A 17,575-nucleotide genomic window follows, 5' to 3' on the forward strand; every position below is an offset into this window, starting at 1 on the left:
CGCCATGAAACTTTCGGGCGCAGCCGCCACCGCCTATTTCGCCAAACCCGATCCCGCCGCCACCGGAGTGCTGATCTTCGGGCAGGATGCGATGCGGGTCGCGATGCGGCGGCAAGAGCTGATCGCCGCCCTGATCGGGCCGGAGGGCGAGGCCGAAATGCGGCTGTCGCGCCTGCCCGCCGCAGAGGTGCGCAAGGATCCTGCCGCGCTGATGGACGCACTGAAGGCGCAAGGCTTTTTTCCCGGCCCGCGCGTGGCGTTTCTGGAGGATGCGACCGACACGATGGCCCCGCTGGTGACGGCGGCGCTGAAGGACTGGCGGCCGGGCGATGCACAGCTTGTGGTGACCGCAGGCGGGCTGACCACCAAATCTGCCTTGGTCAAATTGTTTGACGCCCATCCTTCGGCCCGCTGCATCGGCCTTTATGATGATCCGCCCTCGCGCGAGGAAATCGAGGCGACGCTGCAAAAGGCGGGGCTGACCCAGATCGACCGCGCCGCGATGACAGATCTGCTCAGCCTCGCCCGCGATCTGGATCCCGGCGATTTTCGTCAGACCGTCGAAAAGATCGCGCTCTACAAATGGGGCGATACCACGCCGCTGATGGCCGAGGATGTGGCTGCCATGGCCCCCGCCACCATCGAGGCCGAAGTCGATGATCTTATCGATGCGGTGGCCGAAGGTCGGTCGGGGGCCATCGGCCCGCTGATCCGGCGGCTGGAGGGGCAGGGCACGCTGCCGGTGACGCTGTGCATTTTCACGCTGCGCCATTTCCGCACCCTGCACGCGCTGGCCACCGATCAAAGCGGGCAGGCGGTTTTCCGGGTGCGCGGCCCGCGCAAGGACCGCATCCTGCGACAGTCGAAGGATTGGGCGGTCAAGCGGCTGGAAGATGCGCTTGGCCTGATCGTGGATACCGACCTCACGCTGCGCTCCACCTCCAAGGCCCCTGCGATGGCGGTGATGGAGCGGGCGATGATCCGACTGGCGATGATGAAGCGCTAGGCCATTAACCTAGCCTTTACCCTTTCGCGCGACGCTCACGGCATGACCAGTTCCCGCGCCTTTCACGAAGCAAGCCTGCCGCTGTTCGCCCCACCGGGCGACGAGGATGAGGCCATTGCAACCCCGCTTGCAGGCCGTCTGCCCTCGTATATCGCGGATCACCGCAAACGCCTGCGCGCACGCTTTACCGAAGGCGGGGCCGGCGCGATGGCGGATTATGAATTGCTGGAACTGGTGCTGTTCCGTGCCTTGCCCCGGCTGGATGTCAAACCGCTGGCCCGGCTGCTGCTGGACACTTTCGGCGATTTCAACCGGGTGGTCACAGCGCCCGCCCCCCGTCTGCTGGCGGTGAAGGGGGTGGGCGAGGCGGTGGTGCTGGAGCTGAAGGTGCTGGAGGCCGCAGCACAGCGTATGGCCCGCGCCAGGGTGATGCAGCGCGCCATCCTGTCCTCCTGGGATGCGCTGCTCGACTATTGCCACACCGCCATGGCGCATCGGGAAACCGAACAGTTCCGCATCCTGTTTCTCGACCGCAAGAATGTGCTGATCGCGGATGAGGAACAGGCCAAAGGCACAGTGGATCATGTGCCGGTCTATCCGCGCGAGGTGGTGAAGCGGGCGCTGGAGTTGAATGCGAGCGCGCTGATTCTGGTGCACAATCACCCCTCGGGCGACCCCACACCCTCGGATGCCGATATCAGTATGACCATGCAGATACGCGATGCGGCCGATGTGCTGGGCATCACCCTGCATGACCATCTGATCATCGGCAAGGAACGCGAGCTCAGTTTTCGGGCGCAGCACTATCTGTAGTGGCGGGCCGCAGCCAGAGTTCGACGCGGCGGTTTGCCCGCCGTCCTGCCGCCGTGGTATCGCAGGCCATCGGCAGCGCCTCGCCAAAGGCCTCGACCCGCGGGAAGGCCTGCCCTTCGGCCAGATCGGGCACGGCCTCGGCCAAAGCGGTGGCAATGCCCATCGCCCGGCTTTCCGACAGCGCCATATTGGCCGCCGCATCGCCGGACCCGTCCGAAAATCCGGCGAGGATCACATCCAGCCCCTTGAACGCCCCGACCGCCAGCAACTGCCCCAAGAGTTGCAGGTTTTCGCGGCTGCGCGCATCCAGCGTGCTGCTGCCATCCTCGAACCGGAAGGTCAGCGAGGACCGGCTGGCCCCCGCCATCACATCGGCAAGGCGTTTCAGCTCGTCCAGCGGCACATCGCCGCCCGCGCCCTTGATCGCATTCAGCAAGCGCAGGCCGTCGGCGGTCAAAGGCACCACCTCCGGCGCGCGGTCCACATACCCCGCCTCGGCCACAGCCGCCTGCGCGGCGGGGTGATCGAGAAATTCCAGCATTTCCCGCACGAACAGCGGCAGGCGGCGGCGCGGGGTCAACAGATGCAGCGGCAGGGTCAGCGGGTAATCCTCAGCCTTGACCGAGGCGCGCACTGGCAGCAGCAGAAAACCACAACTGTCGGTCAGCGGCAGCGCCCGGGCCGCGCCCTTGGCTGATTGGCCGGTGATCGCCAGCGCCCAAGGATCACGCGCCACCGCCTCGGCCAGATCGGCCACGCTGTCATGCTCCACCACCGCCGCCACATCGCGGCCCAGCCGCGCGGCCAGCGCCTCTTGCATCGAGGTGTCGCGGGACAGCGCGTGCAGCACCAGCGGCATATCCGGCCCGCCCAACTCCTGCCAGTTGCGGATCTCGCCCGACAGCGCGCGCGCCAGATCCGGGGTAGAGATGCGGGGGTGGATATTGTCCTGCGCCACAATCGGGATCAGCGCATCCAGCCCCATCGCCCGCGCGCCAAACCCCTTGTCTGCCGTCACCGACACCACCAGCTCTGCCGCGCCCGCCAGCAGCGCCGCGCGCCCCTGTTCTGGGGTGGAGGGGGTGAAGCTGATCTGCGCCAGCGCCTGACCGCTGCCCGGATCGGTCAGCCGGGTTTCAAAACCCTCGGCCAGTAGCTTGGTCTCGATGGTCAGGCCGCGCGTCGCGGCATAGGCGGCAAAAAGCCTGGGCAGCAGGGCATTGCCCGGCTCTTTTGCGCCCATGATCCGGATCATCGCGAAGGTGGCTGTCAGATCGGGGCAGCCCGGCCCTTCGCAGATCACGCCTTCGCCATCTAGCGTCAGCGGGCCGTATTTGGTGTCGACGCGGTAGAATTCACCGTCAAACCCCTGCAACGTGCCGTCGATGGACAAAGAGCCATCCCGTGCGGTCAAGGTGACATCCTGCGCAAAAGCACCTGTTCCGCAAAACGAGAGCGCGGCGAAAACCGCCGCGCACCAAAGCTTTCGCCGCATGAATGACCTACCTGTTACTTGGCAGCGAGTGTCATCTCCGGCACGAGATTTTTCAACACCAGAATGTCACCCGCTGCCGCACAATCGGGCATTGCCAGCGTCAATTCCGCCACCTCGACGGCACCGCCCCGCGAAGTCAGGGTTTCGCCCAGCAATTCGCGCCCGCAGGTCGCCTCTGTCACCGCGGCCTCGACCACCAGCTCTGCCGCCCCTGCCATCGGATAGGTGTAGATTTCGGCCAGCATCGGCAGATCCACCGTGCTGTCGCCCAGCAGGGTCAGGTATCCACCCTTGCTGGCCATGCCGGGGGCGGGGCGATGCGGATCGGCGGCAGAGACATGGCCCTTCTGGCCGTAATCCGCGCCGTTTTCAAAGGCATGAACCTGAAACGCATCCTGATCCAGCCATTGCACGGCAAACCGCTGCACGCCCGCCACCTCGGGCAGATCAATCTGGGCAGCCGTCTTTGTGCCATCGGCAAAGGCCAGCTCTACCTCGGCATTAGCTTTCAGGCCCGGCAGATCCAGAAACAAGGTGCCGGTGGAAGAGGTTTTCGCCGTCACCACCATCCCGCCATGCTTGACCACCACGCGCTCGGCGGGATGGCAGGGCGCGATCAGCGTCAGCCCGATCATGGCCCGATCCCGCGCCATCAGATCGAGTTGTCGGGGGCAGGCCTCTGCGCTGACGATGGGGGCGGGGGCAGCCGGGGCCAGGGCGGGCGCGGCGGGCAAGGCCGGTTTGCTTGGTGGGCTGGCCACATCCTCGGGGCCCGCAGCCAGCGGCACGACGCTGGACGGCGTCACCTCGGGCAGCGCCGCGAGGGTCTGCGCCTTGGTCGTGCGGTTCTGAACAAAATGCCCGGCACCCAGGCCAATGGCCAGAAGCGCAGAGGCAAGGGCGATGCGTCGTTGCAGCTTCATTTTCACGGCTCCACAGAAAATGCGTTGCTGCCGTGATAGGAGTCGAAAGGGGCCAATCCGTGGCGAAAGCGGGGAATGTTTCCAGCACGCCACCAAAGGAAAAGGGGGCCGCAGCCCCCCTTTCGCGTCAGGCCAGACGGCCGTGACAGTGCTTGAACTTCTCGCCCGATCCGCAGGGGCAGGGATCGTTGCGCGACGGATTGCCCCAGGTCGCCGGATCCGCCTCGTCAAAGCCGGGCAGCGCGGCGCTAGTGGCCTCGGGCAGCGCTGCGGGTTCCGGCTCGGGCTCTGCCGCGCGTTGCTGCGCCAGATATTGCGCCATCATCAACTGCTGCTCTTCCGCCGAGATCGGACGGACCAGCGCCAGTTTCTGCGTCACATCTTGGCGCAGACCATCGAGCATGGATTCAAACAGCGTGAAGCCTTCGTTCTTGTATTCCGACAGCGGGTCGCGCTGCGCATAGCCACGGAAGCCGACGACCGACCGCAGATGCTCCAGCCGCAGCAGATGCTCGCGCCATTTGCCGTCAATCGTTTGCAGCAACAGCTGCTTTTCGATGTTGCGCATGGTTTCCGGCCCGAAAGCGGCCAGTTTTTCATCCATCAGCGCATCCGAAGCCTTTTCCAGCCGCTCGCGGATCACGTCCTGATCGACGCCTTCTTCCTTGGCCCAGTCGATCACCTTCACGTCCAGACCGAGCTTTTCGATACAGGCGGCATAAAGCCCGGCGCTGTTCCACTGCTCAGGGTATGATTTCGACGGCATGAATTCTTCGACCAGATCGTCGACGACCTGATAGCGCATGTCCTGCACGATTTCCGACAGGTCTTCGGCCTGCATGATTTCCATGCGCTGCCCGAAGATGGCCTTGCGCTGGTCGTTCATCACATCGTCGAATTTCAGCAATTGCTTGCGCATGTCGAAGTTGCGGCCTTCGACCTTGGCCTGAGCCCGCTCCAGCGATTTGTTGACCCAGGGGTGAACAATCGCCTCGCCATCCTTCATGCCCAGTTTCGACAGCACGGAATCGAGCCGCTCTGACCCGAAGATGCGCATCAGGTCATCTTCCAGCGACAGGAAGAAACTGGACCGGCCCGGGTCGCCCTGACGGCCCGACCGGCCACGCAGCTGGTTGTCGATCCGGCGCGATTCGTGACGTTCGGTGGCCAGAACATAAAGCCCCCCCGCGTCGATCACCCGCTGCTTTTCGGCGGCATGTTCGGCCTCGATCCGGGTGCGGACCTCATCGGGGTGCAGATGCGGATCGGCGGCAATCGCCTCCATCACCTTCATCTCGACATTGCCGCCCAGCTGGATATCTGTGCCGCGACCGGCCATGTTGGTGGCGATGGTCACCGCGCCGAACTTGCCGGCATCGGCCACGATCTGCGCTTCCTGTTCGTGCTGGCGGGCGTTCAGCACGTTATGCGCGATGCCCTCTTTCTTCAGCAGGTCCGACAGGAATTCGGATTTCTCGATGGAGGTGGTGCCGACCAGCATCGGCTGGCCCTTTTCATGCGCCTCTTTGATCGCCTTCACCACGCCATCATATTTTTCGCGGGCGGTGCGATACACCTGGTCGTGATCGTCTTTCCGCGCCACAGGCCGGTTGGTCGGCACTTCCACCACACCCAGCTTGTAGATTTCCATGAATTCGTCGGCTTCGGTCTGGGCGGTGCCCGTCATCCCGGCCAGCTTGTCATACAGACGGAAATAGTTCTGGAAGGTGACAGAGGCGAGGGTCACGTTTTCGGGCTGGATCGCGACCTTTTCCTTCGCCTCGATGGCCTGATGCAACCCGTCCGACAACCGCCGTCCGCGCATCATGCGGCCGGTGAATTCGTCGATCAGCATCACCTCGCCATCGCGCACGATATAATTCTGATCCTTGTGGAACAGCTTGTGCGCGCGCAGGCCCTGATTGACGTGATGGACCAGCGTGGTGCTTTCCGGGTCATACAGGGTCTGGCCTTCGGGCAGCAGGCCAAGCTGGGTCAGCCGCTGTTCGACAAATTCGTTGCCATCCTCGGTAAAGGTGGCGTTGCGGCCTTTTTCGTCCAGCTTGTAATGCGTTTCCAGCAATTCCGGCATCAGCGCATCAACCGCCTGATACAGGTCCGAGCGGTCCTGCGACGGGCCGGAAATGATCAGCGGCGTGCGCGCCTCGTCGATCAGGATGCTGTCCACCTCGTCGACGATGGCATAGAAATGCCCGCGCTGCGCCATATCCTCGATCGAGGATTTCATGTTGTCGCGCAGGTAATCGAAGCCCAACTCGTTGTTGGTCGCATAGGTGATGTCGGCGCGGTAAGCCTCGCGCTTTTCCATATCCGGCTGATAGGGATAGACGACCCCGGTGGTTAGCCCGAGCGCAGAATAGACCTTGCTCATCCATTCGGCATCGCGCTTGGCAAGGTAATCGTTCACCGTCACCACATGCACGCCCTTGCCCGCCAAGGCGTTCAGATAGGCAGGAAAGGTGGCCATGAGGGTCTTGCCCTCGCCGGTTTTCATCTCGGCGATATTGCCCTGATGCAGGAAGATCCCCGCCTTCAGCTGCACATCAAACGCCCGCAGGCCAAGCGCCCGCCGCGCGGCTTCGCGGCAATTGGCAAAGGCTTCGGGCAGCAGCGTATCCAGGCTTTCACCGCCCTGTGCCCGCGCCTGAAACGCGCGGGTCTTTTCTTTCAGTCCCTCATCCGAGAGCGCCTGAAACTCTGGCTCCAGCGCATTGATCTTTGCGACCAGGGGGCGCACCGATTTGACCATGCGGTCATTCGGCGTTCCAAAGACCTTCCGCGCGAGCGTTCCGAGACCAAGCATGTTTTCTCCGCTGTGTCTTGCTGACAAGATCGTGCGAGGCTTAGGGGGTCATGGCACTTGCCCGCCTCACCCAGCTTTCATAGAAGAACCCGGAAAGGCGCGAAGGTGCCCCGTCTCGCGCGACCTCCGCGATGTAAGGGGCGGCTCGGCCCAAGTCAACGTGGCGCAAGGCGCAGCCCCGATCAGGAGACGGTGATAATGGCGAAAATGACGAAATTCCTCGGCGTAATCGCGCTTGGTGCGGCCCTGATGGCCGGGCCGGTGCTGGCAGAGGAGCTTTCGCCCGAAACGGTGGTTGCGACGGTCAATGGCAAGGCGATCACGCTGGGCCATATGCTGGTGATGCGCGCCACTTTGCCCGCGCAATACCAGTCTTTGCCCGATGACGTGCTGTTCAAGGGTATTCTGGATCAGCTGGTGCAACAGGCCGCACTGGCCGAGTCGGTCGAGCCGACGCTGGCCAAGCGCGATCTGCTGCAACTGGAAAACGACCGTCGCGGCACGCTGTCGGGCATCGCGCTGCAGGCCGTGGTCGACAAGGCCGTGACGGACAAGGCCCTGCAGGCGCTGTATGACAGCCGCTTCAAGGATGCCAAACCCGGCACCGAATATCACGCCGCCCATATCCTTGTGGACAGCGAAGACAAGGCAAAGGAGATCAAGGCGCAGATCGAAGGCGGCGTTGAATTTGCCGATGCCGCCAAGACCCACAGCAGCGACGGCGCTGCCGCCAATGGCGGCGATCTGGGCTGGTTCGGCCCGGGCATGATGGTGAAACCCTTCGAGGATGCGGTTCTGGCGATGAAGTCAGGCGAGCTGGCAGGCCCGGTTCAGACCGATTTCGGCTGGCACCTGATCAAGCTGATCGAAACCCGCGACGCGACAGTGCCGAGCCTTGACGATCTGCGCGACGAACTTGCCGCCGAGATTGAAAAGCAGGCCATTGCGGATCATCTTGCCGCCCTGACCAAGGATGCAAAGATCGAGAAGCCCGGCGAAGGGATTGACCCGGCGGTGCTGAAAGATCAGACCTTGCTCGACAAGTAATCCCGGCAGAGGGGGAAAACCATGGCCAAGACCGATTGGAAAGCCGAAGCAAAGGCGCTGAAGAAGAAACTGAAGAAAAAGGTTTCCGATCTGTCAGCGCAATTGGCCGAAGCGGGGGCCGCTGTTGGGGCCGAAGTGGCGGATGCAGCCGAAACGGCGGTGGCGGCGGTCAAGAAGGCGGCAAAGCCTGTCTCGCCGCTGGCTCCCAAGGACGGGTTTCCCAAGCTGCCGGTGATCAAGGGCGCGTCTTTCGCGGCAATCGGGGCCGGGATCAAATACCAGAATCGCAAGGATGTAATGCTGGTGCATCTGGCCCCCGGCACCACCGTGGCAGGGGTGTTCACCCGCTCCTCCACCCGGTCGGGCTGTGTGCGTGATTGTCAGGACAAGCTGGCGATGAAAGTTCCCGCCGGGGCGGGGGCGGCCATCGTTGTCAACTCCGGCAATTCCAATGCCTTTACCGGCAAGGTCGGCGATGCGGCTGTGGCCGCCGTCACCGGCGGCGTGGCCGAGGCGCTGGCGCTGCCCGCCTCGCGCGTGTTTTCCTCCTCCACCGGCGTGATCGGCGAGCCGCTGCCCTTCGAGAAGATCACTGCCGTCATTCCGCAACTGACCGCAGATCTGACCGAAGAGGCCATCCAGATGGCCGCCGAAGCCATCATGACCACTGACACCTTCCCGAAAGGGGCGGCTGCGGTGATCGAGGGCGAGGGCGGGCCGATCCATATTTCGGGCATCGCCAAAGGCTCGGGCATGATCGCGCCCGACATGGCTACGATGCTGGTCTATCTGTTCACCGATGCCAAGATCAGCGCCGCCAATCTGCAAAAGATGCTGGCGCGCAATGTCGACAGCACCTTCAACTCCATCACCGTCGACAGCGACACCTCGACCTCCGACACGCTGCTGCTCTGCGCCACCGGCCAGTCCGCTGCCGCCGAGGTGAAGGGCCCGGTGGCAAAGGCCTTTGAGGCGGCGCTGCGCGAGGTGATGATGAGCCTCGCGCATCAGGTGATCCGCGATGGCGAAGGCGCCACGAAATTCGTGGAAATCCGCGTGACAGGCGCCGCCTCGCCCGAAGATGCGGGCCGGGTTGCCATGTCCATCGCCAATTCGCCGCTGGTGAAAACGGCGGTGGCCGGGCAGGATCCGAACTGGGGTCGCATCGTGGCCGCAATCGGCAAATCCGGCGCTGCGGCAGACCGGGACCGGCTGAAGATCACCTTTGGCGATATTCTGGTGGCCGAAAAGGGCTGGCGCAACCCGGCCTATCGTGAAGAGGATGGGGCGGCCTATATGCTACGCGACGAATTGGTGATCGGCGTTGATCTGGGTCTTGGGCGGGCCGCACGCACTGTCTGGACCTGCGATCTGACCGACCGCTATATCGCCATCAATGCGGATTACCGCTCTTGAAAATCGTCCTTGTCGCCGCCGTGGCGCTCATTGATGCCGATGGCCGGGTGTTGCTGGCGCAACGCCCGGAAGGCAAATCCCTTGCCGGGTTGTGGGAGTTTCCGGGCGGCAAGGTGGAGCCGGGGGAAACCCCGGAAGTCGCGCTGATCCGCGAACTGAAGGAAGAGCTGGGCATCGACACCTGGAAAAGCTGCCTCGCGCCGCTGACCTTTGCCAGCCATGCCTATGAGCAGTTTCACCTGCTGATGCCGCTTTTTGCCTGCCGCCGCTGGGAGGGCACGCCGACCGGCCGCGAGGGCCAGCGACTCAGTTGGGCACGCGCGGATAAACTCAAAGACTACCCCATGCCACCCGCAGACATCCCTCTGATACCAATCTTGCGCGACTGGCTATAAAACAGGCAAAAATAGTGCTGAGACGGCCGGAATTGCGACGTTTTTGTTATTCCAAAGTTAAGCCTTTTGTCGCTATCCTGTCATACGAGGCTGCATATTTGGGGGGAGACAGAATGCTGCGCACGATATCTTTGGGAAGCTGTATTTCGGTTCAGGGCGTCGTTGTCGGCAAGACCGCCGATGGCAAGCTGATGGTTCGCGTCGATGACAAGACCTTTGTCGGCTATCCCGTATCAGGTGCCCGCGCCGCCTGATCCTTGCAGCCAGATCGCTGAGATCCGATAGAATAGACAAAGGCCGGGCATCTCGCCCGGCCTTGTTCATTTCTGGCGTCGCAAGATCAGTCCAGCTTGCGCTGGACCTCCTCGCGTTCAAAGATCTCGATGACATCGCCGGGGCGGATGTCTTCGTAGCGTTCAAAGGCCATGCCACATTCCTGGCCCGACTGCACTTCCTTGACCTCATCCTTGAAGCGTTTGAGGGTCTTGAGCGTGCCTTCGTGGATGACCACACTGTCACGCAGCAGGCGCACACCGGCAGAGCGGCGGGCGATGCCCTCGGTGACGATACAGCCAGCCACCATGCCAACGCCGGTGACCTTGAACACTTCCTTGATCTGCGCATAACCGATGAAGGTTTCGCGCACTTCGGCCTTGAGCAGGCCCGAGGCCGCCGCTTTGATATCATCCATCAGATCATAGATGATCGAGTAATAGCGCAGCTCGACCCCCTTCTGATGGGCGGTGTTGCGCGCCGAAGCATTGGCACGCACGTTGAAGCCGATCACCGGCGCGCCCGAGGCTTCTGCCAGCGTCACGTCCGATTCGGTGATGGCGCCAACGCCGTAATGCAGGATGCGCACGCGCACCTCGGCATTGCCAACCTTTTCCAGCGCCTGCACGATGGCCTCGGCAGAGCCCTGAACATCGGCCTTCACCACCACCGGCAGTTCGGCAACGCTCTGATCCGCCTTGGCTTTCGCCATCAGCTGTTCCATCGTCACCGCCGCACCGGCAGCCGCACGTTTGTCACGTGTTGCGCTTTCACGATAGGTTGCGATTTCGCGCGCCTGAGCTTCGGTTTCCACCACGTTCAGCACGTCACCGGCTTGCGGCGTGCCGTTCAGGCCCAGCACTTCAACCGGAACCGACGGACCGGCCTCGGTGACCACATCGCCCTTGTCGTTGATCAGCGCCCGCACCTTGCCCCACTGCTCGCCCACGACGAAGATATCGCCTTTCTTGAGCGTGCCGTGCTGCACCAAAACAGTTGCCACTGGGCCACGGCCGACATCCAGCTTGGCTTCGATCACTGCACCCATTGCCGCACGGGCAGGGTTGGCGCGCAGTTCCAGAATCTCGGCCTGAAGCGCGATAGCTTCCAGCAGGTTATCAAGGCCCTGGCCGGTCTTGGCCGAAACTTCGACATCCTGCACATCGCCCGACATTTCTTCGACGACGACTTCGTGTTGCAGCAGGTCGGTGCGGACCTTGGTCGGGTTCGCGCCGTGCTTGTCGACCTTGTTGATGGCCACGATCATCGGCACTTTCGCCGCTTTCGCGTGATTGATCGCCTCGATCGTCTGCGGCATCACGGCATCATCTGCCGCAACCACCAGCACCACGATATCCGTCACATGCGCGCCACGGGCCCGCATCGAGGTGAAGGCCGCGTGGCCGGGCGTATCGAGGAAGGTCAACAGCGCGCCGTTTTCGGTTTTCACCTGATAGGCACCGATGTGCTGGGTGATCCCGCCAGCCTCGCCAGAGACCACATTCGCCTTGCGAATCGCATCCAGAAGCGAGGTTTTGCCGTGGTCGACGTGGCCCATGATGGTCACGATCGGCGGACGCGGCAGCAGATCCTCGGCCTTGTCCTGAACCGAATCGATCACCTGTTCCACGTCGGAATCCGACACGCGCACCGCGCGGTGGCCGAATTCCTCGATCACCAGCTCGGCCGTATCGGCGTCGATGGTCTGGTTCATGGTGACCATCATGCCCATTTTCATGAGCGACTTGACCACATCGGCGGCGCGTTCCGCCATCCGGTTGGCCAGTTCCTGCACCACGATCGTTTCCGGCAGCTGCACATCGCGCACCTGCTTTTCGGGCTTCTGACCGAAGCCCATCGCCTTCTGGCGGGCCTTTTCCTGCTTGCGCTTCATCGCGGCGAGCGAGCGTGTGCGCCCGCCCTCGCCATCCAGCGCGGCGTTCAGGGTCAGCTTGCCGGCGCGGCGGCCATCGTCGCCCTTGTTCTTGGACGTGCGATCCCGGTCTTCGCGTTCGCGGTCGGTCTTGCGCGGGCTGAGGCCGGGTTTGGCCGAGGCCGGGCCACGGTTGTCCTCGGTCGCGGCAGGGGCCGCGGCGGGCGCGTCCTTTTCCTTGGCGGCGGGGCTCGCAGGCTGATCTTTCGGCTGTGCCGATTTCGGGCGGGTGCCCAGAACATCGGCTTTGCGGGCCGCAGCAGCCGCGAGTTTCGCTTCGGCTTCGGCACGCGCCGCGCGCTCTTCTTCTTCGGCCTTGGCTTTCAGCGCGGCCTCACGGGCACGCTCTTCCTGCTCTTTGGCCTCGATCTCGTCGCGGCGACGCTGACGATCTTCTTCGCGCTGACGATCTTCGGCCGCGCGGCGGATGTTGTCTTCCTGTTCGCGCGCTTTCGCAGCACGAAGCGCCGCCAGACGGCGCTCCATCTCGGCATCGGAAATCCCGGCCGGACGTTTGGAGGGATCTCCCAGATGCGGCGCAGAGCCGCCCGCGGCAGCACCACCCGTCGCACCCGGTTTCGGAACCACAACGCGCTTGCGTTTGGTTTCCACCACCACGCTCTTTGTGCGGCCATGGGAGAAGCTCTGCTTCACCTGACCGGAACGCGGCGTGTTGCCACCACCAAGCCCAAGGGGTTTTTTGCCGTCTGTATCGCTCATGCCGTCTTCGTATCCCTTCCGGCGGTCTCGCCGCCGACTTGCCCACCCGCTCCGCCAAATCGGAGCCCGGTAAGCCTTGCCGCTTCCTCTACAACACGGTTGCTGAGTCCACCAGCCGCAAGCGCGCCGTGTATTGCATGTTCACGACCGAATGCCAAACCCATTTCCTGGGCTGTCAGACAACTGATGAACTTGCCCGTTCCTTCCGGCGGCCTGAGCTTGGATTTCCCCCGCTCCGACCCGTCACTGGCCTGAATCAGGACGCGTGCCTGACCGGAGACCAGCCAATCCTTCACCTTCTCGTAGCCGGTGATCGCCAGCCCGGCCTTGCGGGCAAGGCTCAGCAGATCCACGGTGCGCCGCGCCAGCAGACCTTCGATCAGATCGGACAGCCCGTCCGGCACCTTTGCGGGTTGCCGGGCGGCGCGGGAAAACAGCCCCTTCGCCGCCGCCCTGTCGATCAACGCGCGGTCCGCTGCCACATAGATGCCCCTGCCGGGCAGGCGGCCCAGCAGGTCCGGCACCACCATGCCATCAGGGCCCAGCACAAAGCGGATCAACCCGCCTTTGGGCTGGCTTTCACCGGAGGCAATGCACTTGCGCTCCGGGTCTTGCGTCGTATCTGTCCGGCCCCCGCGTGTCACGCCTGGTGCTCCGAGGCCAATCAGGCCTCGGCCTCCTCTTCGTCGTCGCCGTCGACTTCCGCGTCGTCCGTCTCGGTGGCGAGTTCGGTCGGGTCCACCCAGCCCAGCATCACGCGGGCCGTCATCACCAAATGCTGCGCCTCTTCCAGCGAAACGTCAAACTTTTCAAGCACACCGTCGTCCTTCTTGCGCTGGCCGTTCTCGGTGGTCCAGCCACCGGCCAGCTCCCAGTCGGCGCAGGTCGCAAAGTCTTCCAGCGTCTTGATGCCATCCTTGGCCAGCGCCTCGATCATCTGCGGCGTCAGACCTTCAAAATTGAACAGGCTGTCATCGACACCCAGCGCCCGCGCGGTTTCAATCGCCTTGCGGTTCTGTTCTTCGATGTAGTCCCGTGCGCGCGCCTGAAGCTCGCCCGCCGTGCCCTCATCAAAGCCATCAATCGACAGAAGCTCGTCCTGTTCGACGTAGGCCACTTCTTCCAGATTGGTGAAGCCTTCCGCGACCAGCAGCTGCGCCATCATCTCGTCAATGTCGAGCGTGTCCATGAACAGCTTGGTGCGTTCTGCGAATTCGGCCTGACGACGCGCCGATTCTTCGGCTTCGGTCATGATGTCGATATCGAGGCCGGTCAGCTGCGATGCCAGACGCACGTTCTGGCCACGACGGCCGATGGCGAGGCTCAGCTGCTCGTCCGGCACCACGACTTCGATCTTGCCCGCGTCATCGTCGATCACAACCTTCGACACTTCGGCCGGTTGCAGCGCGTTCACGAGGAAGGTCGCCTGATCCTGATTCCACGGAATGATGTCGATCTTTTCGCCCTGAAGCTCGTTCACCACGGCCTGCACACGGCTGCCGCGCATCCCGACGCAGGCGCCGACCGGATCAATCGAGTTGTCATAGGAAATCACCGCAATCTTGGCGCGCGACCCCGGATCCCGCGCCACAGCCTTGATTTCAATGATGTTGTCATAGATTTCCGGCACTTCCATCTTGAACAGTTCGGCCATGAACTGCGGGTCGGTGCGGCTGAGGAACACCTGCGGGCCACGCGCTTCGCGACGCACATCCTTGATGTAGCAGCGGATCCGGTCATTCGGGCGATAGCTTTCGCGGCCGATCTTTTCGTTGCGGCGCAGGATGCCTTCACCCCGACCGATATCCACGATCAGGTTGCCATATTCCTCGCGCTTGACCACACCATTGATGATGGTGCCCTTGCGGTCCTTGAATTCATCATACTGGCGATCCCGCTCGGCTTCGCGCACCTTTTGCAGGATCACCTGCTTGGCGCTTTGCGCGGCGATGCGGCCCAGATCCACCGGCGGCACCTCGTCGATCACTTCGTCGCCGATCTGCGGGTCGGACAGGTAGGATTTCGCCTGTTTGACCGTCAGCTGGGCGTGGTGATTCTCCACCTCCTCATCCGCCACAACGGTGCGGATGCGGGCAAAGGTGGCACGGCCGGTCTTGCGGTCGATCTTCACCCGGATGTCGAGCTCCGAGCCATAGCGCGATTTGGCAGCACGGGCGAGGGATTCCTCCATCGCCTGAATGACCAGATCGGGGTCGATCATCTTTTCGCGTGCGACCGCTTCGGCGGTTTGAAGCAGTTCCAGCTGGTTCGCAGACGTAATCGCCATGATATCCCTCTTGGCCTTCAGTGTTTGGTCGCAGGGGTTTCCGACTCTTCGTCGTCATCCCCGTCGGTTTCTTCGATCTCGTCGAACTGGCTTTCATCGACAATGCCCGCAGCCTTGCGCTGGCGCAGCATTTCTGCGATCAGCTCGTCGGTCAGCAGCAGCTTCGCATCCGACAGCCAGTCGAATTGCAGACCGATGGTGACGCTTTCGCCACCCTCTTCGATCTCGATCAGCACCTCGTCGCCTTCGGTGCCCGCCAGCACGCCCTTGAAGCGGCGGCGGCCGTCGATCAGCTCGGTTGTCTCAAGCCGCGCCTCGTAATCCGACCACATGTCGAAATCCTTCAGGCGGGTCAGCGGCCGGTCGATACCGGGCGAGGAGACTTCGAGGATATAGTTTTCCTCGATCGGGTCTTCCACATCCAGAACGGCGGACACGGCGGTCGAAATGGCGGCACATTCGTCCACTTCGATGCCGCCATCCGGACGATCTGCCATGATTTGCAGCGTCCGCATCTTGCCGCCCATCAGACGGATGCGCACCAGTTCGAAGCCGAGGCCTTCGATGACGGGGCCGACGATATCCGCAAGGCGGCGATCAATGGCGGTTTTGGCGATGAGGTCGGACATCTATGTTCCAAAAACAAAAAACGGGCTCACAGGGCCCGTTTGCATCTTACGATGGGCTTCCGGTGTGGACCCGAAAGCGCCGCTGTTGAAGGGGACATAGCGCAGGTTTCCTGCAATTGCAAGGGGAGGCCTTGCGGAGGCCGGGGACGGCGCAACAGGCCGCCCCCGGCATGGACCGTTATGCCTCGACCACCTGATCTTTCGTTTTCCACAGCGACACCACGATCCCGGCACCCAGGATCGCGAAGGTGATGCCCAGCGACCAGGCCGGCGGGAACTTCTCCCAGCCCATCAGATCCGCGATGAAGATCTTGGAGCCGATGAACACCAGCAGGATCGACAGCGCATATTTCAGATAGGCGAAGCGGTGCAGAATGGCCGACAGCGCGAAATACAGCGCCCGCAGGCCCAGAATGGCAAAGATGTTCGACGTATAGACGATGAACGGGTCGGTGGTGATGGTGAATACGGCAGGCACCGAATCCACCGCAAAGACCAGATCCGCGATTTCGATCATCACCAGCGCCAGAAACAGCGGCGTGGCAAAGCGCACCAGACGCCCGGTTTCGGGATGCGGTTTCTTCACAAAGAAATCATGCCCATGCAGATCGTCGGTGACATGGAACCACCGCTTCATCACCCGCAACACCGGGTTGGCGTGCAGGTCAGGCTCTTTGTCCGAGGAAAACAGCATCTTGATCCCGGTCAGGATCAAGAACACCGCAAAGATATACAGAACCCAGTGATATTCCGCGACCAGCGTCGCCCCCAGCCCGATCATGATGCCCCGCAGCACGATCACCCCCAGGATGCCCCAGAACAGCACCCGGTGCTGATAGATGCGCGGCACGGCAAAAAAGCCGAAGATCAGCGCGATGACAAAGATATTGTCCAGTGCGAGGGTTTTTTCGACGACAAAGGCCGTCAGATATTGCGCCGTTGCGGTCGCCCCCATCTGCCACCAGACAAAGCCCGAAAAGGCCAGCCCGAGGGCGATGTAGAAGGCCGACATCCGCAGACTTTCGGCCACCCCGATCTCGTGATCGGTCTTGTTTGTCACGCCCAGATCCAGTGCCAGCAGCCCCAGAACCAGCGTCAGGAACACGGCCCACATCCAGACCGGCGTTCCCATGAAGAGTATTGTTAAAATGTCCATCCCTGACCTCCTTGCATGTTGCTGCGCTTGAGGTCAGGCCGAAGGCTCCGGGCTGGCATCGAGCGCGCTCGATGCGGTCCGACATCACGACATCTTCATGTCGTCAGAGGGGCCCGGTCCGCTTGTCAAAGATGTGATGTGGCGGCGCGGTTTCAAGCCTCCGCCGAAAAATTTGCACCGGGATTATCGCGCCAGACCCGCCAGTTCAGCGGCGCGGCCAGCCCCAGCCAGATCGCATAGGGCAGGATCATGGTGAAGGCCCAGCCATCCAGCGACCAGAAGGTCCACAGCATGCCCAGCACGGCGCAGCACAGCAGGCCCATCACGGCGACCGAAAGCCCCATGCGGCGTGCGCCGAAAAACACTGGCGTCCACAGGGTGTTGAGCGCGATCTGCATCGCCCAGAACGCCATCGCATAGGCATTGCCCGCCAGCGGGGCCACCCGCGCTGCGGCCAGCGCCGACAGGACATAGATCGTAGTCCAGGCCACCGGGAACATCCAGTTTTTCGGCCGCCAGTCCGGTTTTACCAGGCTTTCATACCAGGCACCCGGTTTGAACAGCACGCCCGTCAGCCCTGCCGCCGCTGAGGCGATCAGGAAAAGAAACGCAAGCTGCCAGTCAAAGCCCGCAGCACCGGCGATTTCGGGTGTCATGT

The 17,575-nt window shown here is 62.8% G+C and carries 15 protein-coding genes; 6 read left to right on the forward strand and 9 right to left on the reverse strand.

The genetic code is table 11. The features are described 5' to 3' along the window. Positions 1-4 precede the first annotated feature (4 nt). Entirely contained in the window at positions 5-1,006 is a 1,002-nt protein-coding gene (holA, locus tag KM031_RS08630) for a DNA polymerase III subunit delta (RefSeq protein ID WP_215506264.1), read from the forward strand. 42 nt (positions 1,007-1,048) lie between these two features. After that, positions 1,049-1,819, forward strand: a complete 771-nt coding sequence (gene radC / locus KM031_RS08635) for a RadC family protein (RefSeq protein ID WP_215506263.1) — start codon at positions 1,049-1,051, stop codon at positions 1,817-1,819. Here the strand turns inward: radC and KM031_RS08640 are convergent. The 3 genes from KM031_RS08640 to secA all read right to left on the reverse strand — a co-directional run bounded on the left by KM031_RS08640 (position 1,791) and on the right by secA (position 7,061). Beyond that, complete coding sequence (locus KM031_RS08640; RefSeq protein WP_246567175.1) at positions 1,791-3,233, reverse strand: phosphate ABC transporter substrate-binding/OmpA family protein; 1,443 nt, start codon at positions 3,231-3,233, stop codon at positions 1,791-1,793. The genes radC and KM031_RS08640 overlap by 29 nt on opposite strands. A gap of 95 nt (positions 3,234-3,328) precedes the next feature. Then, the gene (locus KM031_RS08645; RefSeq protein ID WP_215506261.1) at positions 3,329-4,237 is read right to left on the reverse strand and encodes a hypothetical protein; all 909 of its coding nucleotides are present in this window, start codon (positions 4,235-4,237) and stop codon (positions 3,329-3,331) included. A 127-nt stretch (positions 4,238-4,364) separates the two neighbouring features. Further along, the gene (secA, locus tag KM031_RS08650) at positions 4,365-7,061 is read right to left on the reverse strand and encodes a preprotein translocase subunit SecA (RefSeq protein WP_215506260.1); all 2,697 of its coding nucleotides are present in this window, start codon (positions 7,059-7,061) and stop codon (positions 4,365-4,367) included. A gap of 198 nt (positions 7,062-7,259) precedes the next feature. Between secA and KM031_RS08655 the strand changes: the two genes are divergently transcribed. From KM031_RS08655 to KM031_RS08670, 4 genes are all read left to right on the forward strand, one after another. Continuing rightward, positions 7,260-8,108, forward strand: a complete 849-nt coding sequence (locus tag KM031_RS08655) for a peptidylprolyl isomerase (protein WP_215506259.1) — start codon at positions 7,260-7,262, stop codon at positions 8,106-8,108. Between the two features lie 21 nt (positions 8,109-8,129). Next, a complete protein-coding gene (argJ, locus tag KM031_RS08660) occupies positions 8,130-9,524 on the forward strand; it encodes a bifunctional glutamate N-acetyltransferase/amino-acid acetyltransferase ArgJ (RefSeq protein ID WP_215506258.1) in 1,395 nt (464 codons plus the stop codon). Beyond that, positions 9,521-9,919 (forward strand): 8-oxo-dGTP diphosphatase MutT, encoded by a 399-nt coding sequence (gene mutT / locus KM031_RS08665; protein ID WP_215506257.1) that lies wholly within the window; start codon positions 9,521-9,523, stop codon positions 9,917-9,919. The genes argJ and mutT overlap by 4 nt, the downstream gene beginning before the upstream one ends. Before the next feature lie 113 nt (positions 9,920-10,032). Next, the gene (locus KM031_RS08670; RefSeq protein ID WP_215506256.1) at positions 10,033-10,173 is read left to right on the forward strand and encodes a hypothetical protein; all 141 of its coding nucleotides are present in this window, start codon (positions 10,033-10,035) and stop codon (positions 10,171-10,173) included. An 86-nt stretch (positions 10,174-10,259) separates the two neighbouring features. Here the strand turns inward: KM031_RS08670 and infB are convergent, their stop codons facing one another. From infB to tspO, 6 genes are all read right to left on the reverse strand, one after another. After that, a complete protein-coding gene (gene infB, locus KM031_RS08675) occupies positions 10,260-12,845 on the reverse strand; it encodes a translation initiation factor IF-2 (RefSeq protein WP_215506255.1) in 2,586 nt (861 codons plus the stop codon). Beyond that, on the reverse strand, positions 12,842-13,489 hold the full coding sequence (locus tag KM031_RS08680) for an RNA-binding protein (RefSeq protein ID WP_215506254.1): 648 nt from the start codon (positions 13,487-13,489) through the stop codon (positions 12,842-12,844). The genes infB and KM031_RS08680 overlap by 4 nt, the downstream gene beginning before the upstream one ends. Before the next feature lie 20 nt (positions 13,490-13,509). Beyond that, complete coding sequence (gene nusA / locus KM031_RS08685) at positions 13,510-15,132, reverse strand: transcription termination factor NusA (protein WP_215506253.1); 1,623 nt, start codon at positions 15,130-15,132, stop codon at positions 13,510-13,512. Between the two features lie 17 nt (positions 15,133-15,149). Next, a complete protein-coding gene (gene rimP / locus KM031_RS08690) occupies positions 15,150-15,761 on the reverse strand; it encodes a ribosome maturation factor RimP (RefSeq protein ID WP_215506252.1) in 612 nt (203 codons plus the stop codon). Positions 15,762-15,939: 178 nt separating this feature from the next. Then, complete coding sequence (locus KM031_RS08695) at positions 15,940-16,917, reverse strand: TerC family protein (RefSeq protein WP_215506251.1); 978 nt, start codon at positions 16,915-16,917, stop codon at positions 15,940-15,942. A 152-nt stretch (positions 16,918-17,069) separates the two neighbouring features. After that, on the reverse strand, positions 17,070-17,573 hold the full coding sequence (gene tspO, locus KM031_RS08700; protein WP_215506250.1) for a tryptophan-rich sensory protein TspO: 504 nt from the start codon (positions 17,571-17,573) through the stop codon (positions 17,070-17,072). Between the last annotated feature and the right edge of the window lie 2 nt (positions 17,574-17,575).

The sequence above is a fragment of the Gemmobacter fulvus genome (genome assembly GCF_018798885.1).
Taxonomy (GTDB): Bacteria; Pseudomonadota; Alphaproteobacteria; order Rhodobacterales; family Rhodobacteraceae; genus Gemmobacter; species Gemmobacter fulvus.